This is a genomic window from Streptomyces sp. NPDC002588, assembly GCF_040295925.1.
Taxonomy (GTDB): Bacteria; Actinomycetota; Actinomycetes; order Streptomycetales; family Streptomycetaceae; genus Streptomyces.
Window position 1 is genome coordinate 1 of sequence record NZ_JBEOWF010000075.1, and the last position, 17573, is coordinate 17573.

Consider the following 17573-nt stretch of genomic DNA (forward strand, 5'->3'; position numbering starts at 1 on the left):
CTTCACACCGCCACCCCAGCCCGCCGGCTGAACGGACAGACACCACCCAGCCCCACGGACCCCCCGGACCGTGGGGCACAGCCATACCAACACCGACTCACTCCACAGTGATCGCCCGCTCCGGACAGGCCCGCTCCCCCTCCCGGGCCGCATCCTCCAAATCCCCGGGAACCTCTCCCTCGAACGGCAGCGCGTAACCGTCGTCGTCCAGGCGGAAGAGTTCCGGCGCGGCGGCAGCACACCGCGCATGACCGGAGCACAGCGACGTGTCAATGGTGATCTTCATGCAACAGCTCCGTTTCGGAAGGGGATGGGCGACCGAGCCGTATCGGCCCACCACGGGCCGCGGCCAGCAGCGTCGACAGGTCGAGACCGGCTCGGGCCGCGACCTCCTCGCAGGCCTCCAGGTCCTTGCGCAGATAGGGCGTGACCGACGCGACGAAGGGCTCGGCCCCGCCCCGGGCGGTGATGTACCGGCCGGCGGTCGACCCTCCGCTGCTGACGGCCAGGGCCTCCAACAGGGCGCTCTCCTCGATACCCAGTGCCTTTCCCGCTTCCACTCCGCCGAGCGTGAGTTGGGCGATCGCGGCGAACAGCAGGTTGTTGAGGAGCTTCACACGCAGGGCGGAGCCGCGCCGGCCGGTGGTGAGCACGGTGTCGGCGTAGGCGGCGACGACTTGGCGGGCCGTGGCGACGTGCTCGGGGTCGCCTCCCAGGTAGACCGTCAGCCGCCCGGCCCGTACCGCGTCGGCCGTTCCGCTGAAGGCGGCGTCCACGATCGCGGCGTGCCCCTCGGGTGCGTACGCGGACAGGCGGTCGAGCGTGTCCGGACGTCCGGTCGTGTGCGAGACGAGCACCGTACGGGCGCCCATGGCCGCGACGACCCCCGGCAGCACGTCGAGCATCTGCGCGTCGTCGTGGAGGCAGCTGACGACGACGTCGGACGCGGCCACGTCGGCCGGCTCCGCCACGATCTGCGCGGTCGGGAGCCGCTCGCGGACCTCCGCCCGCCGTACGTACAGACGCACCCGGTGACCGGCCGCGAGCAGCCGCTCGACCATCGGTTCGCCGATCTGCCCGGCGCCGAGAAACCCGACCGTCGGCATCCTCACTGTGCCCTCCCCGCCTACGGCTTGTTGGTCGATCCGGCGTCGACGGTGAACTGGAGGCCCGTGACGTACCTCGCCTCGTCGGAAGCGAGGAACAGGACCGCGTTGGACACGTCGCGTGGTTCGACGTACGGCGCGAGGGGGTTCATCGCGGCGAGAGCGAACAGCGGTTCGCGCGCGGCGAGTTCCTCCACAGGCACGCCGACGGTGATGCCCGTGTCGCTGACGCCCGTGGGATGGACGGTGTTCACCCGGATGCGGTGCGGGGCGAGTTCGTTGGACAGCGCCTTCATCAGGCCGACCACTCCGTGCTTGGCGGCCACATAATGGGCGTACGGCACATGCCCGCGGATACCGGCAGCCGAGCTGGTGATCACGATCGAGCCGCCCTCCCCCGCCTCGATCATCCACGGGATCGCGGCCCGCGCCGTGTTCCAGGCGCCCTTGAGATTCACGTCGACGACGACGTCCCAGACCTCCTCGGACAGTTCCCAGGCGCTACCCGAACTCATGACTCCCGCATTGGCGACCACGGTGTCGAGCCGCCCGAACTCCGCCCGCGCGGCGTCGACGGCGGCCCGCATCTCGGCCACCGACCGGACGTCGGCCTGCACGGCGACGCACCTCCGCCCCGTCGCCCGCACCAACTCGGCGGTCTCCGCCAACTGGTCCTTCGTCGCCAGCGGGTACGGCAACTCGTCGCTGATGTCGTGGCAGACATCGGTGACGACGACGTCCGCACCCTCCTCGGCCAGTCTCACCGCATGCGAGCGGCCCTGGCCTCGGGCCGCTCCCGTGATGAGCGCAACCTTGCCCTCCACACGCCCCATGGCCACCTCAGCTCCCTTCCGAGTGGTCGGTCAGATCCTCAGCGGCCTCGCGCAGGGCACGCAGCCGGGAAAGGAGGAGTTCGCGCTCGGCCTCGTCGGCCGTGCCGAGTCCGGCAAGCCGTACCTCCGTCTCGGCGATCTCGGCGAGCAGCCGCCCGCGCGCCTCGTCACGGGTCAGCAGGTCGAGATCGGTCCAGTCGGACCGCTCCGACTCCGGACGCCGGCTCATGCGGGAAGGTTGTACAGACGGCGGGCGTTCAGCTCCACGATCCGGTGCACCTCGTCATCCGGCACATCCGCCAGCACCTCCGCCGCATAAGCACGGCTCTTGGGCCAGTACGAGTCGGAATGCGGATAGTCACACTCCCACGTGATCTTGTCGACGCCTACGTGATGACGGACCTCCACACCGAACCGGTCATCGATGAAACAGCCATGGAAATGCCTGTGGAACAGCTCCGACGGCCGCACGCTCTGATTCACGTTCTGATAGAAACGATGCCGCTCCCAGGTACCGTCAGCACGCTCCAGCAGATACGGAATCCAGCCGATCCCGCCCTCGGACAGACCGATCTTCAGCCTCGGATGCCGGTGCAGCACCGGCGAGAACAACAAGTCCGCCGTCGCGAACATGGCATTGCACCCGAACAGCGCGATCGTCACCGCGAACGGAGCCTCCGGAGCCGTTTTCGGCGGCTTCCCCGACGTACCGAAGTGCAGACACAACGGCATGTCCGTCTCCTCCGCCGCCGAGAACATCGGATCCCAGTAATCGGTGTGGAACGACGGCAGACCCCGCGGCGCCGGATTCTCCGGGAACGAGATCGCCTTCGCCCCCTTCGCCGCCGTCCGGTGGATCTCCGCCACACACGCATCGACATCCCACATCGGCATGATGACCAACGGAACAAGCCGCCCCGGCGCACTGGCACACCACTCGTCCAGCACATAGTCGTTCCATGCCCGCACACACAGCAGGGCCAGCTCACGATCCTTGCCGTCCAGGAAGACATGCCCCGAAAACCCCGGGAACGACGGGAAACACAAAGCCCCCCACACCCCGTCCAGATCCATGTCACGGATCCGCGCCACCGGGTCATAACACCCCGGGATCATCTCGTCATACCGGGTCGGCTCCAGACCGAACTCCTCAGGCTCCTTGCCCGCCACCGCGTTCAGCCCGATATACGGATACACCCGGTCCTCATACACCCACACCTCGGCAGGCGCCTGCCCCTCCCCCCTCGGCTGCTCCACGATACGCGGCCCCGCCTCCCGCAACCCCGCCGGCAACCGGTCCGACCACAGACGCGGCGGCTCGATCAGATGGTCATCGGTCGACAGCAACTTCATCCACGGCTGCAACGGCATCCTTGCGCTCCCTCGGTCTCACAGACTCTCTAACACCGGATGGATTGCGTGCACTGAACCGGTCCCACTCACCGGTAGCGATCATCAACGTCGCGCACGCTTGGTGGACGATCGGTCACCGCCAGACCGGGGACCGAAATTCGGAATACTCTTTACTCGTTGGTGATCATGTCGATGATCACCTTGCCGGTGGTACGCCGTTCCGCCACGTCCGTCAGGGCGGAGGCCACCTCGGCGAGGGGGTGGACACGGGAGACGAGCGGGCGCATTCCCTCCCGGACCATCCGGGCGAGCGCCCGGTCGCCGGCCGCCACCGCGTCCGGGGCGTACTGGCGCAGCATGCGGATCTCGAAGCCCCGCACCACCGCGTCCTTGAGCAGCACCAGGTTCAGCGGGATCCGGGGGATCTTCCCGTCGGCGTACCCCACCGTCACGAACCGGCCGCCCCGCCGCAGCGCGCGCAGGGCCTCCTCCGCGTGGTCGCCGCCCACGGGGTCGACGACCAGATGGGCGCCCTCGCCGCCGGTCAGCTCGCGGACACGTGTCTTCAGGTTCTCGCGGACGTAGTCGACCCCGGCCTCCGCGCCGAGCTTGCGAGCGACCGCGAGCCGCTCCTGGCTCGACGCCGCCGCGACGACGCGCATCCCGAGCCGGGTCGCGATGTCGACGGCCGCACTGCCGACCCCGCCCGCCGCCCCGAGCACCGCCACCCACTCCCCCGCCGTGCCCTGCCCGACGGTGACGAGGGAGTGGTAGGCGGTCGCGTACGTCACGTGGAAGGCTGCGGCGTGGACCATGTCGAGTCCGTCGGGGACCGCGCGCAGACCGGCCACCGGCACCACCACCTGCTCGGCGAAGGCGCCCGTGAGCACCGCCCCGGCCACCGGGGTGCCGACAGGGGGCCCGGTCACGCCGGGGCCCAGCGCTGCCACGACACCGGCGAACTCGCTGCCCGGGGTGAAAGGCAGCGGTGCGGGGACCTGGTAACGGTTCGAGACGAGCAGGACGTCCGGGAAGTTGACCGCGGCGGCGTGCACACGGACCAGGACCTCGCCGGGGCCGGGTTCCGGGTCGTCCAGTTCGACGACCTCCAGCCCCTCCGGGGGCCCGTACGCCGTGCAGCGCGCCGCTCTCATCGTGCCCTCCCGGTGGTCGGCATCGCCGGATCCCGGGGCAGGCCCAGTACCTGTTCGGCGATGGTGTTGCGCTGGATCTCGGCGGTGCCCGCTCCGATCGTCGAGGCCCGGGTGCGCAGGAAGCCCCACACCCAGCGTCCCCGCTGGACGGCGTGCGGGTCGCGGCGGCCCAGGATGCCGTACGGGCCCAGCAGTTCCAGGACGAACTCGTGCAGTTCCTGCTCGAAGGTCACGATGAACAGCCGTGATGTGGACGAGGCGGGACCCGGCTCGCCCTTCGCCATGATGTCGGCGATGGTCCGCATCCCGGTGAGCCGCATGATGGTCACGCGGATCTCGAAGTCGGCCAGACGGTCGCGCACCAGGGGATCGGCGGTGGCTCCGCGTTCGTGCGCCAGCTCGATCAGTTCGTCCAGGACCCGCCGGTACCGCGCCGCCTGGTTCATCGCTCCGGCGGCGCGTTCGTGGCCGAGGCTCGTGCGGACCAGCGGCCATCCGCCGTTCTCCTCGCCGATCCTGTCGGCGACCGGGACCCGCACGTCGTCGAAGAAGATCTCGCAGAAGTGCGCGTCCCCCGTCAGGTCGCGCAACGGGCGTACGGTCACGCCCGGGGCGTGGGCGTCGATCAGGAGGTAACTGATGCCGTCCTGCCGGGAGTCGGAGGGTCCGGTACGGACGAGGGTGAAGAGGATGTCGGCGATGTCGGCCGAACTGTTCCACACCTTCTGGCCGTTGACGACGTATTCCGCGCCGTCGCGGCGTGCCGTCGTACGCAGCGCCGGGAGGTCGGATCCCGCCTCCGGTTCGGAATAGCCCTGCGCCCAGACCGTGTCGCCGCGGAGCATGGGGCGCAGGAAGCGTTCCTTCTGCTCCTTTGTCCCGTACTTGATGAGGGTGGGGGCGGCGATGCCCAGACCGGTGCCCAGTGGTCCGGGGACCCGGGCTCGCGCGTACTCCTCCTGGTAGACGACCTGGCGGGCGAAGGGCAGATTCATACCGCCGTACTCGCGCGGCCAGCTCGGGCCCGCGTATCCGGCGTCGTACAACGAGGCCAGCCATTTCTTGTGCCACGCGAGGCGCTCCGCGGGATCCTTTGGGCGGCGGCCCGGGTGCTGCTCCGTCAGGAAGGCACGCAGGCGGGCACGGAAGTCCTCGTCGGTCTCGACCCGTCCGTGCACGGTCGCCGTCATCGCGGGGCCATGCGGATGGCGCCGTCGAGACGGATCGTCTGGCCGTTGAGGTAGGGGTTCTCCAGCATCTCGACGGCGAGGCGGGCGAAGTCGTCGGGGTCGCCGAGGCGCTTGGGGTGGGGCACGGAAGCGGCGAGACCGTCGCGGATGTCCTCGCGCAGCCGGCCGAGCATGGGGGTGTCCATGATGCCGGGGGCGATGGTGTTCACCCGGATCTGCCAGCTGGCCAGGTCACGCGCGGCGACGAGGGTCATGCCGTGTACGCCCGCCTTGGCGGCGGTGTAGGAGGTCTGGCCGATCTGGCCGTCGAAGGCGGCGACGGAGGCGGTCAGGACGACGGCTCCGCGGTCGCCGTCGACGACGTCGTTGCCGGAGAGGCGGGCGGCGGCCAGGCGCAGCACGTTGTAGGTGCCGACCAGGTTGACCCGTACGACCTCGGCGAAGGTCGCGAGCTCGCCGGGGGTGCGGTCGCGGTCGATGATCCGGGTGCGGTCGCCGCCGCGGCCTGCGCAGTGCACGACGAAACGCAGCGGACCGAGCCGCTCGGCGGCGTCGAGGGCCGCGGTGACCGAGTCCTCGTCGGTGACGTCGGCGCGCACGAAGCGGGCGGCGTCGCCGAGGTCGGCGACCGCCTTGACACCCTGTTCCTCTGAGATGTCGGCCAGGACGACCCGGCCGCCGCGGTCGATGACGCGGCGCGCGGTGGCCAGCCCCAGGCCGGAGGCGCCTCCGGTGACCAGTGCCGCCGAACCGTCGATGTTCACATCAAACTCCCTACAGGCCTAGAGACTTGCTGATGATGGTCTTCAGGACCTCGCTGGTCCCGCCGTAGATGCGGGTCACGCGCGCGTCTGCGTAGAGCCGGGCGATCGGGGACTCGAGGATGTAGCCGTAGCCGCCGTGCAACTGCAGACAGCGGTCGATCACACGGCCCTGCGTCTCGGTGCAGAACAGCTTGGTCTTGGCCGCGTCGGCCGGGCTCAGTTCGCCGGCGACAAGCGCCGTGATCGCCGCGTCCAGCAGCGTCTGGGCGGCCTCCGATTCCGTCGCCATGGCGGCGAGTTCGAACTTCGTGTTCTGGAAGTGGGCGACCGGCTTGCCGAACACGGTGCGGTCGCGGACGTAGGCGAGGGTCAGGTCGATCGCGGCACGGGTCTGGGCGACGGCTCCGACCGCGATGGCCAGCCGCTCCTGGGCGAGGTTGCGGCCCAGGAGGCCGAAGGCGGCACCCTCCTCGCCGAGGAGGTTGGCGACGGGGACACGGACGTCCTCGAAGGACAGCTCCACGGTGTCCTGGACGGCGAGACCGATCTTCTCCAGCTTGCGGCCGACGGTGAAGCCGGGCATGCCCTTCTCCACCACGAGCAGGGACAGTCCGGCGCGCCGGTTGTCCGGGTCGGCGGCGGTACGGGCCACGACGATCACCAGGTCGGCGTGGTGGCCGCCGGTGATGAAGGTCTTGGCGCCGTTGAGCGTGTAGTGGTCGCCGTCGCGGACCGCTCGTGTCGTGACGCCCGCGAGGTCGGAGCCCGTGCCCGGTTCGCTCATCGCGATCGCGGTGTAGAGCTCGCCGGAGGCCAGCCCCGGGAACCAGCGGGCGCGCTGCTCGGCGTTCGCAAGGCCCGTGAAGTACGGGACGACGATGTCGAGGTGGGTGCGCAGACCGCCGAGGGTGACGCCCGCGCGGGCGCACTCCTCCTGGAGGACGACGTTGAAGCGGTAGTCCTCCTGGCCGCCCCCGCCGTACTCCTCGGGGATGGCCGTGCTGATGATGCCCAGCTTGCCCAGTGCCGTGAACAGGTCACGCGGGACCAGACCGGCGCGTCGCCAGTCCTCGTACACCGGGAGCACTTCGCGGGCGAGGAAGTCGCGCACCAGAAGGCGAAAGTCCTCATGATCCTGCTCGAACAGGGTCCGGCGCATCGAATCTCCTTCGATCGGACCCTATTGAGTATACGTAATTAGGCTGAACGGTCCAGGCTGTCGACCATCCTGTCAGTGCCACCAGGGAATGAGTGCATCCAAATGCCGCCGCATCCGGTGGCGGGCGACCCCCGCGTCCCCCTGCTCGATCGCGTCCAGGATGCGCTGATGGACGTGCTGGACCTCGTCGGCCGCCCGGTCTCCGGGCAGCGGCCGGTCGTGGCCGGAGGCGTGCCTGCGGAACAGCTCGGTGATGATGGCGAGGAAGAGCGACAGCACCGGGTTGTTCGCCAGGGCCGCGAGCTCGGAGTGGAACAGGTCGGCCTTGCGGAGGTCGTCGGCCGGGCCCTCGGTGGTCCAGCGGACGGCCTTCGCGAGACGTTCGGCGACCTCGCTGTCGCCCTCGCTGTGCCGGGCGGTGACCCTGGCGATGATGCCGAGTTCGATGGCGTTGCGGACGATGCGCAGGTCGTCGGCCCTGACACCCTGGTATTCGAGGAAGAGGGCCATCGTGTCGATGCTGGCCTGCGGCTCGGGTTCGGTGACGACGAGGCCGCCACCCGGACCGCGGCGCATTCGCGCGACCGAGTGGTACTCCAGCAGCCGTACCGCCTCCCGCAGGACCGCCCGGCTGATCTCGTAGCGGGCCAGCAGGTCCGCCTCCGAGCCGAGGACCATGCCGACCTGCCAGCCCCGCGCGGCGATGTCGTCGTGGATCCGGGCGGCCACCACTTCGGCGAGCTTGGCCCGCGGCCCCTCGACCAGTTCGGGCTCGATCACGTTCCCGGAGACCCGCTGCCCGCGGCGCACCCGGTGCTTCTCGATCCAGCCGGCCACCGACTCCAGATGCGCGCTGAGCTCGGTCTGCGCACGTGCCCCGTCGTCGGCGATGACGGCTTCGACGACGGCCCGGTGTTCGCGGTGCGAGGTCTCCTTGGCCGCGTGCATCTCGGCCTTGGAGATACGGCGGGAGGTGTGCGCGTACCGGGCGGTGAGACGGGTGAGCACGTCGATGAACAGGTGCAGCACCGGGTTGCCCGACAGCTGTCCGAGCACCGGGTGCAGCGGGTCCTGCGAATGGACCGACGGGTCGTCCCAGTGGGCGTGTTCGGAGTCGAGGGTGGCCCGGAGGGTGGCGATGCCCTCCTCGGTGATCCGGTCGGCGGCCAGGCCGGCGGCGATCGGTTCGAGGAGCTGACGGGCCTGGAGCAGGTCCGTGACGCTGGTGCCGACGTATTCGAGGTAGATCACCATGGCCCTGGTCGCCGGTCCCGCGTCGGGGGCGCAGACGATCAGGCCGCCGCCCGGGCCACGCCGCATCCTGGCGACCTGGTGGTGCTCGACCAGCCGCACCGCCTCGCGCAGCACCGCACGGCTCACGCCGAGTTGCTCTCGCAGGTCCACCTCGGAGCCCAGCGACTCGCCGACGGGCCAGCCCTGCCGGATCACGGTCGACTCGATGCGGCGCGCGGTCTGCGCGGCCAGTTTGCCGACCGGGATGCCGGTCTCGCCGTCGGCGGGCTCGCGGTCGACGGCTGTCGCCATGGGCCAACTCCTCTGAGGGGTTATTGCGGATCCCCAGTCTATTCGCCACGGGCATCGGGTACTGGCAGACTGGCCAAGCCGACGGTTAAAGTATACTCATTTTGGCCACGACCGCAGGATGACGACTCGCGTCACGACTCATATGACGACCCGTATGACCACAAGGAGCGGCTGCCATGCGCCTGGAGTCCTCGCCCGAGCTGGAGGCGTTCCGGAGGAAGGTGCGCGCCTTCGTGGCGGAGCACGCGCCCGGCGTCAAGGAGCACTCCGGTGTGCGCGCGCCCGAGGCCGCACTGATGCCGGCCATCCGCGAGTGGACCGCGAAGCTCTACACCGCGGGTTTCCTCGGGATCGACTGGCCCGTCGAGTACGGCGGCCGGCCCGACGCCCACCCACTGGAGCCGTCCGTCGTCGCCGAGGAGATCGCCCGCGCCCGCACCTGGCCGCCGGTCGGCGCGGCCTCGCTGGCCTCGGCGGCTCTGATCGAGTTCGGCACCGACGGGCAGCGGGCACACTTCCTGCCGCGCATCCGCAGCTGTACGGACGTGTGGTGCCAGCTGTTCAGCGAGCCGGAGGCGGGCAGCGATCTGGCGGCGCTGCGGACGCGGGCGGTCCGCGAGGGCGAGGGCGACGACGCCGTGTTCGTCGTCGACGGCCAGAAGGTGTGGACGACCAACGGCCAGCACGCCGACATGGGGTACCTGCTCGCGCGCACCGACGCCGACGTCCCCAGGCACAAGGGCATCACGGCGTTCGCGCTGGACATGCGCAGCCCGGGCGTCGACGTACGGCCCCTGCGCGAGATCACCGGGACGACCGACTTCAACGAGGTCTTCCTCGACGGGGTCCGGATCCCGGCCGCGAACGTGATCGGACGGGTCGACGACGGCTGGCGGGTGGCGATGAGCAGCCTCGGCCGGGAGCGTTCCGGCGTGGCCGCGCGGGGCGCCGAACTGTCCGCCGTTCTGGACGACCTGGTACGGCTGGCGGAAGAGACGCCGATCGGGGGCCGGCCGGCGCTGGACGACTCCGCCACCCGGCAGGCGATCGGCGAGCTCGCCGCGCGGGTGCAGGTGAACGCCGCGATGATCGGTCTGGCGCAGTCGCGGATGCTGCACGGCACGCAGCAGCCCGCCGACGCCCTCATGGGCAAGATCTTCTTCAGTGAACTCAACCACGACCTGGCCGATCTGGGCCTGCGTCTGCAGGGCACGGACGGCCTGCTCACCGAGGCCGACCCGGAGGTGCCGGCCGAGGGCTGGTGGCAGGACGCCCATCTCTACTCGCGTGCGTACACGATCGCGGGCGGGGCGAACGAGGTCCTGCGGACCCAGGTCGCCGAGCGGGGGCTGGGACTGCCGCGCGAGTCCCGCTGATCCCCCTCCGCCGGTCACGCCCCAGCCGGAAACATTGATTGTACCGACCGGTCGTTGTAATGTTTCGGGCAAGCTACGAGAAGGCGAGGACCCATGACTGAGGACGTGTCCGCAACAGCCCGGGAACTGCCGGAGTTCCCCTCCCCTCGGTCGAGCAAGTGCCCGTTCGCGCCGCCGCCGGACCTGCTGGAGCTGCACGAGTCGGGGAAAGCCGTGCAGCGTGCCAGGACATGGGACGGGACCACCCCATGGCTCGTCACCTCCCACGCCGCCCAGCGCCGGCTGATGACCGACCCGCGGCTCAGCGCCAACATCGGAGCGCCCGGATACCCGTACACGACCGAGGCCATGAAGGCGCACGCCGCCCAGACGCAGCCGTCGATCAACAACACCGACGGCGCCGAACACGCACGCTGGCGCCGGATGCTGACGAACTCCTTCACCCGGCACCGGATGGAGAAACTCCGCCCGGAGATCCAGCAGATCACCGACGACCTGATCGACAAGATGCTGGCAGGACCGAAGCCGGTCGACCTCAACGAGGCCCTGTCCCTGCCGCTGCCGTCGCTGATGATCTGCGCGCTGCTCGGGGTGCCCTACGAGGACCACGACTTCTTCCAGAAGCACGCCGGAGTCACCAACGCCCGCTTCAAGACGCCTGAGGAGGCCACGCGGTCGACGGCGGATCTGCGCCGTTACATCACCGGCCTGATCGAGGCCAAGACGGCCGATCCCGGCGAGGACGTGCTGTCCGACCTCGGTGCCAAGGTGGCGGAGGGCGTGCTCTCCATGCCTGACGCGGCCGCGCTCGGGCACATCCTGCTGGTGGCCGGCCACGACACCAGCGCCAACATGATCACGCTGGGCACCGCGCTGCTGCTGGAGAACCCCGCGGAACTCGCCGAGCTGCGGGAGCACGACGACGACCCGAAGTACGTGCAGAAGGCCGTCGAGGAACTGCTGCGCTACCTCACCATCCCGCATCTGCTGGCCCGGCGGGCGGTCCTGGACGACATCGAGTTCGAGGGTGAGACCATCCGCGCGGGCGAGGGCGTCATCGCCTCGCTGCCGGCGGCCAACTGGGACCCGCAGGCGTTCCCCGAGCCCGAGAAGCTCGATCTCACCCGGACCGCGTCGCATCACCACGCGTTCGGCTGGGGCCCGCACCAGTGCGTCGGACAGCAGCTGGCCCGCATCGAACTGCATGTCGTGTTCAGCACCCTGTTCCGCCGGGTGCCGACCCTGCGGCTCGCGGTCGACGTCTCGGAGCTGAGGTTCAAGGAGGACTCGCAGGCGTACGGCATCTACGAGCTGCCCGTCACCTGGTGATCGGCAACCGGCAGAAGGAGCCGACTCCATGACCACCATGAAGTCCGTCCTGACCGGCGCGAAGAACGAGATCGACGTCGTGGAGACCGAGCGCCCCACCCCCGGTCCCAAGGACGCGCTCGTACGGATCCGCGCCTGCGGCATCTGTGGCACCGACACGCTCTTCGTCCGGATGGGCGGCACCCCCTACAACACTCCCGACGGCTCGGTCGTCCCGCTGCCGCTCGGTCACGAGCCGGCCGGTGATGTCGTCGAGGTGGGCGCCGAGGTCACGGACCTGAAGGTCGGTGACCGGGTGGTCATCAACCCGCAGGCGGCGCCGTCCGGAATCATCGGCTGCGGCGGCTCGTTGGGCGGGATGAACGAATACCTGCTCATCGAGAACGCCGTACCGGGCGAGAGCGTGGCGGTGTTCCCGGACGAGTTGCCCTTCGACGTGGCCGCGCTCAACGAGCCCATGGCGGTCGCCCGGCACTGTGTGAACCGCTCCGAGGCGGGGCCCGCCGACAAGGTCGTCGTCTTCGGCGCCGGGCCCATCGGTCTGGGCGTCACGATCTGGCTGAAGCTACGCGGCGTGGAGCACGTGGTCGTCGCCGATGTCATACCCGAGCGGCTTCGGACCGCGCTGGCCGTCGGCGCCGACGCGGTCGTCGACTCCGCCACCGAGGACATCACCGCCCGGCTGACCGAATTGCACGGCCAGGCGGCCGACGCGCTCGGCCAACCACGCGCGGGCACCGACATCTACATCGACGCCGCCGGCGTCCCCGCCGTCTTCCAGGCCGCCCTCGACGCCGCGAAGTGGAAGGCGAAGCTGGTCATGGTGGCCGTGCAGAAGAAGTCGGACGCCATCGACCTCGGCGGGATGTTGCGCAGCGAGCTCACGCTCATCGCCTCGCAGGGATACCCCACCGAGATCTTCGAGGTCACTGCGGAACTCGCGGAGCACAAGGACCGGTTCGCCGAGCTGATCAGCCATCGGGTGCCGTTCTCGGAGGTGGACCGGGCGTTCGAGCTCGCGCTGACGCCGGGAGCCGCGGAGAAGGTCGTCGTCACCTTCGACCCCGCATAGGCCCTTACTTCGCGTTCCTCAGCAGCATCGCCCCGGACGGCACTCCCCCGCCGGCGGTCACCACCGCGACCCGGGCGTCGTCGACCTGGCGTCCGGTCGCCTCGCCGCGCAGTTGCAGCATGGCCTCGCGGACGAACCCGTAGCCGTGCAGGCGGCCGGCCGAGAGCTGGCCGCCGTGCGGGTTCAGGGGGAGGTCGCCGTCCAGGGCGATGGTCTTGCCGCCGGCGACGAAGTCGGTCGCCTCGCCCGGGCCGCAGAAGCCCAGGCCCTCGATCCAGGACAGCGCGTTGAAGGTGAACCCGTCGTAGAGGAGCGCCACGTCGACGTCGGCGGGGGTGAGGTCGGTGCGCGTCCACAGGTGCGCGGCCGGCCCCCGTGACTGCGGCAGTTGGGTCAGGGTGTCCTGGTCCCAGCTGAGCCGTTCGAGGACGGCCGTGCCGACGGCCTCGACCAGGACGGGCGCGTGCGGGCGGTCGTACGCCGTCTCGACCGCGGAGACCACGACGGCCACCGCTCCGTCGCACGGCACGTCACAGTCGTAGAGGCCGAACGGCGTGGTGATCATACGGGCGTCGAAGTAGTCGTCGAGGGTCATCGGATCCCGGTGCAGAGCCTCGGGGTTACGGGCCGCGCCCGCCCGCGCGGTGACGGCGATCGCACCGAGGGCCTCCCGGCCGACACCGTAACGGTGCATGTAGTGCGAGGCGTTGCAGCCGATCCACTGCGCGGCCGACATGGCTCCGAAGGGCGCCCGGAACTCGAACATGCCCGTGGCACGGCCGCCGTCCGGCTGCCGGCGGCCGGAGCGGAGCAGCGCGGCGTGGGAGGACTCCCACACCGTGCGGAAGCACAGCACGTGCCGGCACAGTCCGGCCGCGACGGCCAGCATGCCGGCCGTGATCGAACCGATCTGGCCGGGCACTTCGCGGGCGCCGTTGACCCACGTGGGGCGCAGTTGCAGGGCCTCCGTGAGGGCCGTGACGCCGCCTTCGCTCATGCCGTCGGGGCTGGGGCCGGGGTAGGTGGAGAGGCCGTCGACGTCGTCGAGGTCGAGCCCCGCGTCCGCGACGGCGGCCAGGCAGGCGTCGACGGTCAGGGAGAGGGGGTCGACCATGAGGCGCCGGCCCACGCGTGACTGTCCCACGCCGGTCAGCGCCACCCTGTCCTCGTACTTCCGCGAGGAGGCCATGGGACGTGCGCGGACCTCGCGCGGCTCGGGCAGCGGCCCGGGGCCGTCGGCTGCCTCCGGGTCCGGCTCGAACAGGGGTGCGTACACGTCCTCTTCGAGCTGCTCGAAGCGCACCCGGACCCGCATGCCGACGCTCACCCCGTCAGGGTCGCAGCCCACGATGTTCGTCGTCAGGCGCGCCCGGTCGTCCTCGGCGAGGGCGACCACGGCGACGACGTACGGCGGCGGGAACTTCGGCAGCCAGGGCTGGTGGTTGACGCTGAAGCCGACGACCACGGCCTTGCCGGAGACGGGGGCGAGGGCCACCGCACGGCTGCGGCAGGAGGGGCACACCGGCAGCGGCGGATGGAAGTACCGTCCGCAGTCCGCGCAGTGGGAGATCCGCAGCACACCATCCGCTCCAGAGCTCCAGAACTCGGCGCTGGCGAGGGTCGGTTGGGGCAGCGGACGTTCGATCCGGGTCATCGCGCCAGCTCGAGGATCGTGGCGTTCGCGGTGCCGCCGCCCTCGCACATGGTCTGGAGGCCGTACCGGATGTTCTCGCGCCGCATCCGGGCCAGCAGCCGCGTCATCAGTATGGCACCGGAGCCGCCGAGCGGGTGGCCGACCCCGATCGCCCCGCCCAGCGGGTTGAGCCGCTCGGGGTCGGCGCCGGTCTCGGCCAGCCAGGCCAACGGCACGGGGGCGAAGGCCTCGTTGACCTCGTAGACGCCGATGTCCTCGATGGACAGGCCGGATCGGCGCAGCGCCTTCTCGGTCGCCGGGATCGGGCCGAGCAGCATCGTGATCGGGTCCGCGCCGCTGACCGCTCCGGAGTGGTAGCGGGCCAGGGGGGTGAGACCGAGTTCGCGGGCCTTCTCCGGGGTGGTGATGAGCAGGGCGGCCGCGCCGTCGGAGATCTGGGAGGAGTTCCCGGCGTGGATCACTCCGTCCTCCTTGAACGACGGCTTGAGGCCGGCGAGCTTCTCCACCGAGGTCCCGCGCCGCAGCCCTTCGTCCACACCGAACTTCGTGCCATCGACCTCGATCGGCACGATGTGGTCGTCGAAGACGCCCGCGTCGATCGCCGCGGCGGCCTTGGCATGCGACCCGGCGGCGAACTCGTCGAGGCGGGTGCGGCTCAACCCCCAGCGTTCGGCGATGAGTTCGGCTCCGATGCCCTGGCTGAACTCGAATCCGTCGTAGCGTGCGATCGCGGCGGGGCCGTACGGCTGTCCCGTGGTCCGGTGTGAGCCGAGCGGCACCCGGCTCATGGTCTCGACGCCGCCCGCGACCACGAGGTCGTACTGGCCCGCCATGACGGCGTGTGCGGCCTGGTCGACCGCCTGCTGGCTGGAGCCGCAGGCCCGGTTGACCGTGACGGCCGGGACGTGTTCGGGCCAGCCGGCGGCGAGCACCGCGAAGCGGCCCACGTTGCTGGACTGGTCGCCGATCTGGGTGACACAGCCCCAGACCACGTCGTCCACGGTGCCCGGGTCGATGCCGGTGCGCTCGACGAGGGCACCCAGGACCTTCGCCGACAGGTCCGCCGCGTGCACCGACGCGAGCGAACCGTTGCGCTTGCCGATCGGGGTGCGTACGGCGTCGACGATGACGGCCTCTCGCATGACAACTCCTTCGTCAGGTCGGATCGGGGGACCGCACGCCCCAGTCCCGGAACACGGCGCGGGTGTCGGCGCCGACGGCCGGCGCCGTGCGACCCGCGCTCGACGGGGTCGCCGAGAATCGGGGCGCGGCGGCGGGCTGGACCACGCCGTCGCGGGTGAACAGGCTTCCGCGCGCGGCCAGATGCGGGTGGGCGGCCGCCTCCGTGAGACTCAGTACGGGTGCCACGCAGGCATCGGTGCCCTCGAAGAGCTCCGCCCATTCGTCACGGGTGCGCTCCGCGAAGCGTGTGGCCAGCAGTTCTCGCAGCCGCGGCCAGGTCGACCGGTCGTGCTGCCGATCCGGGTCCACGTCCAGGCCGAGCAGTTCGACCAGGCTCCGGTAGAACTTGCGTTCCAGCGCGCCGACGGCCACATGGCGGCCGTCCTTGGTCTCGTACACGGCGTAGAAGGGCCAGCCGCCGTCGAAGCGGTTGACGCCTCGTTCGTCGCTCCACTCGTCGCGGGCGAGCTTGGCGAAGGTGCTGGCGAGGAGGTGGGCGGTGCCGTCGACGATGGACGCGTCGACGACCTGGCCCCGCCCGGTGCGGGTGGCCGAGTGCAGGGCGGCCAGTACGCCGATCACGAGGTAGCAGCCGCCGCCTCCGAAGTCGCCGACGAGGTTGAGCGGGATCTGCGGCGGGCCGGCCGCGTCGCCGATGGCGCCGAGCGCGCCCGTCACCGCGATGTAGGTGATGTCGTGTCCGGCCGCGGCCGCGAGGGGTCCCTCCTGGCCCCAGCCGGTCATCCGGCCGTAGACCAGGCGGGGGTTGCGGGCCAGGCAGTCGTGCGGTCCGATGCCCAGCCGTTCGGTGACACCGGGGCGGAATCCCTCGATCAACACGTCGGCCCGCTCGACGAGTTGGAGGAGCACTCCGGTCGCGGCCGGGTCCTTTAGGTCGAGTGCGACCGACCGCTTGCCCCGGTCGAGTACGTCCGCCGGTCCGCCCGCGTCCGGTTCGTCCGCCCGCCCGGGCCGGTCCACCCGGACGACCTCCGCCCCGAGGTCCGCCAGGAGCATCCCGGCGAACGGCCCCGGTCCGATGCCGCCGAGTTCGAGGATCCGGCAGCCGGCGAGAGGTCCTCGCGTCACGGTCAGCGTCCTTTCCAGACCGGCGCCCGCTTCTCCGCGAACGCCGCCGCCCCTTCTCTGGCGTCCTGCGACCGGAACACCGGCTCGGCGATGTCGAACTGCTTGCCCCACGCCTCCTCCAGGGTCCAGTCGGCGGTGGAGCGGGCGATCTGCTTGGTCGCCGCGACCGCCATGGGGCCGTTCGCCGCGATGGTCCCGGCGAGTTCCAGGGCCCCCGCGAGCGCGCCGCCCTCGTCGGTGAGCCGGTTGATCAGGCCGTGGGCGGCGGCCCGTTCGGCGTCGATCGGCGCGCCGGTCAGCAGCAGCTCCAGAGCGATCGCGTACGGGATCCGGCGCGGCAGGTGGAGGGCGGCGCCCGCGCGGGCGACCAGCGACCGTGTCACCTCGGGCACGCCGAGCCGTGCCGTGCGCGCGGCCACGACCAGATCGCAGGCCAGCAGCAGTTCGAACCCGCCGGCCAGAGCCCAGCCCTCGACCGCGGCGATCAGCGGCTTGCGCGGTGGTGTCATGCTGATCCCGCACAGGCCACGGCCCTCGATCGCCGGCGTCTCGCCGCGCAGCCACGCCTTGAGGTCCATCCCCGCCGAGAACGTGCCGCCCGCCCCGGTGAGGACGCCGACCCGCAACTCGTCCGACTCGTCGAGCTCGTCCACCGCGGCCGCGACCCCGGCGGCCACTCCGGCGTCCAGCGCGTTCTTCTTCGCCGGGCGGTTGATCGTGATGACCTGGACCGCCCCGCGGCGTTCCACCAGCACCTCGTCGGACAC

The 17573-nt window shown here is 70.7% G+C and carries 17 protein-coding genes; 3 read left to right on the top strand and 14 right to left on the bottom strand.

Translation table 11 applies throughout. The features are described 5' to 3' along the window. Positions 1–97 precede the first annotated feature (97 nt). The 10 genes from ABT057_RS47055 to ABT057_RS47100 form a co-directional block, all read right to left on the bottom strand. Positions 98–286, bottom strand: a complete 189-nt coding sequence (locus ABT057_RS47055) for a ferredoxin (RefSeq protein WP_352351193.1) — start codon at positions 284–286, stop codon at positions 98–100. Beyond that, positions 270–1106, bottom strand: coding sequence for an NAD(P)-dependent oxidoreductase (locus ABT057_RS47060; RefSeq protein WP_352351195.1), 837 nt, complete (start codon positions 1104–1106; stop codon positions 270–272). The genes ABT057_RS47055 and ABT057_RS47060 overlap by 17 nt, the downstream gene beginning before the upstream one ends. Before the next feature lie 20 nt (positions 1107–1126). Then, the gene (locus tag ABT057_RS47065; RefSeq protein ID WP_352351197.1) at positions 1127–1939 is read right to left on the bottom strand and encodes a mycofactocin-coupled SDR family oxidoreductase; all 813 of its coding nucleotides are present in this window, start codon (positions 1937–1939) and stop codon (positions 1127–1129) included. Between the two features lie 7 nt (positions 1940–1946). Further along, positions 1947–2168 (bottom strand): hypothetical protein, encoded by a 222-nt coding sequence (locus ABT057_RS47070; RefSeq protein ID WP_352351199.1) that lies wholly within the window; start codon positions 2166–2168, stop codon positions 1947–1949. Continuing rightward, positions 2165–3310, bottom strand: a complete 1146-nt coding sequence (locus tag ABT057_RS47075) for an amidohydrolase family protein (protein ID WP_352351201.1) — start codon at positions 3308–3310, stop codon at positions 2165–2167. Before ABT057_RS47075 ends, ABT057_RS47070 begins: the two co-directional genes overlap by 4 nt. 152 nt (positions 3311–3462) lie before the next feature. Continuing rightward, positions 3463–4446, bottom strand: coding sequence for an NADPH:quinone oxidoreductase family protein (locus tag ABT057_RS47080; protein ID WP_352351203.1), 984 nt, complete (start codon positions 4444–4446; stop codon positions 3463–3465). After that, positions 4443–5636 (bottom strand): acyl-CoA dehydrogenase family protein, encoded by a 1194-nt coding sequence (locus tag ABT057_RS47085; RefSeq protein ID WP_352351205.1) that lies wholly within the window; start codon positions 5634–5636, stop codon positions 4443–4445. The genes ABT057_RS47080 and ABT057_RS47085 overlap by 4 nt, the downstream gene beginning before the upstream one ends. Continuing rightward, on the bottom strand, positions 5633–6400 hold the full coding sequence (locus ABT057_RS47090) for an SDR family NAD(P)-dependent oxidoreductase (protein WP_352351207.1): 768 nt from the start codon (positions 6398–6400) through the stop codon (positions 5633–5635). The genes ABT057_RS47085 and ABT057_RS47090 overlap by 4 nt, the downstream gene beginning before the upstream one ends. A 10-nt stretch (positions 6401–6410) precedes the next feature. After that, on the bottom strand, positions 6411–7559 hold the full coding sequence (locus ABT057_RS47095; protein ID WP_352351209.1) for an acyl-CoA dehydrogenase family protein: 1149 nt from the start codon (positions 7557–7559) through the stop codon (positions 6411–6413). A gap of 72 nt (positions 7560–7631) precedes the next feature. Beyond that, the gene (locus tag ABT057_RS47100; RefSeq protein ID WP_352351211.1) at positions 7632–9104 is read right to left on the bottom strand and encodes a FadR/GntR family transcriptional regulator; all 1473 of its coding nucleotides are present in this window, start codon (positions 9102–9104) and stop codon (positions 7632–7634) included. 176 nt (positions 9105–9280) lie between these two features. Between ABT057_RS47100 and ABT057_RS47105 the strand changes: the two genes are divergently transcribed. The 3 genes from ABT057_RS47105 (at position 9281) to ABT057_RS47115 (ending at position 12881) form a co-directional block, all read left to right on the top strand. Then, positions 9281–10480 (top strand): acyl-CoA dehydrogenase family protein, encoded by a 1200-nt coding sequence (locus tag ABT057_RS47105; protein ID WP_352351213.1) that lies wholly within the window; start codon positions 9281–9283, stop codon positions 10478–10480. Positions 10481–10573: 93 nt separating this feature from the next. After that, complete coding sequence (locus ABT057_RS47110; protein ID WP_352351215.1) at positions 10574–11809, top strand: cytochrome P450; 1236 nt, start codon at positions 10574–10576, stop codon at positions 11807–11809. Positions 11810–11837: 28 nt separating this feature from the next. After that, positions 11838–12881, top strand: coding sequence for a zinc-dependent alcohol dehydrogenase (locus ABT057_RS47115; RefSeq protein ID WP_352351217.1), 1044 nt, complete (start codon positions 11838–11840; stop codon positions 12879–12881). 4 nt (positions 12882–12885) lie between these two features. Here the strand turns inward: ABT057_RS47115 and ABT057_RS47120 are convergent, their stop codons facing one another. Genes ABT057_RS47120 through ABT057_RS47135 form a run of 4 tightly spaced genes read right to left on the bottom strand, consistent with a single transcriptional unit; the run spans position 12886 to position 17573 of the window. Next, positions 12886–14535: a thiolase C-terminal domain-containing protein gene (locus ABT057_RS47120; protein ID WP_352351219.1), complete on the bottom strand. Its 1650-nt coding sequence runs from the start codon at positions 14533–14535 to the stop codon at positions 12886–12888. Continuing rightward, on the bottom strand, positions 14532–15677 hold the full coding sequence (locus ABT057_RS47125; protein WP_352351221.1) for a thiolase family protein: 1146 nt from the start codon (positions 15675–15677) through the stop codon (positions 14532–14534). Before ABT057_RS47125 ends, ABT057_RS47120 begins: the two co-directional genes overlap by 4 nt. A 13-nt stretch (positions 15678–15690) precedes the next feature. Then, positions 15691–16812 carry a CaiB/BaiF CoA transferase family protein gene (locus ABT057_RS47130; RefSeq protein ID WP_352351251.1) on the bottom strand — a complete coding sequence of 374 codons (1122 nt, stop codon included), beginning with the start codon at positions 16810–16812 and terminating at the stop codon, positions 15691–15693. Next, positions 16809–17573 carry a crotonase/enoyl-CoA hydratase family protein gene (locus ABT057_RS47135; protein WP_352351223.1) on the bottom strand — a complete coding sequence of 255 codons (765 nt, stop codon included), beginning with the start codon at positions 17571–17573 and terminating at the stop codon, positions 16809–16811. The genes ABT057_RS47130 and ABT057_RS47135 overlap by 4 nt, the downstream gene beginning before the upstream one ends.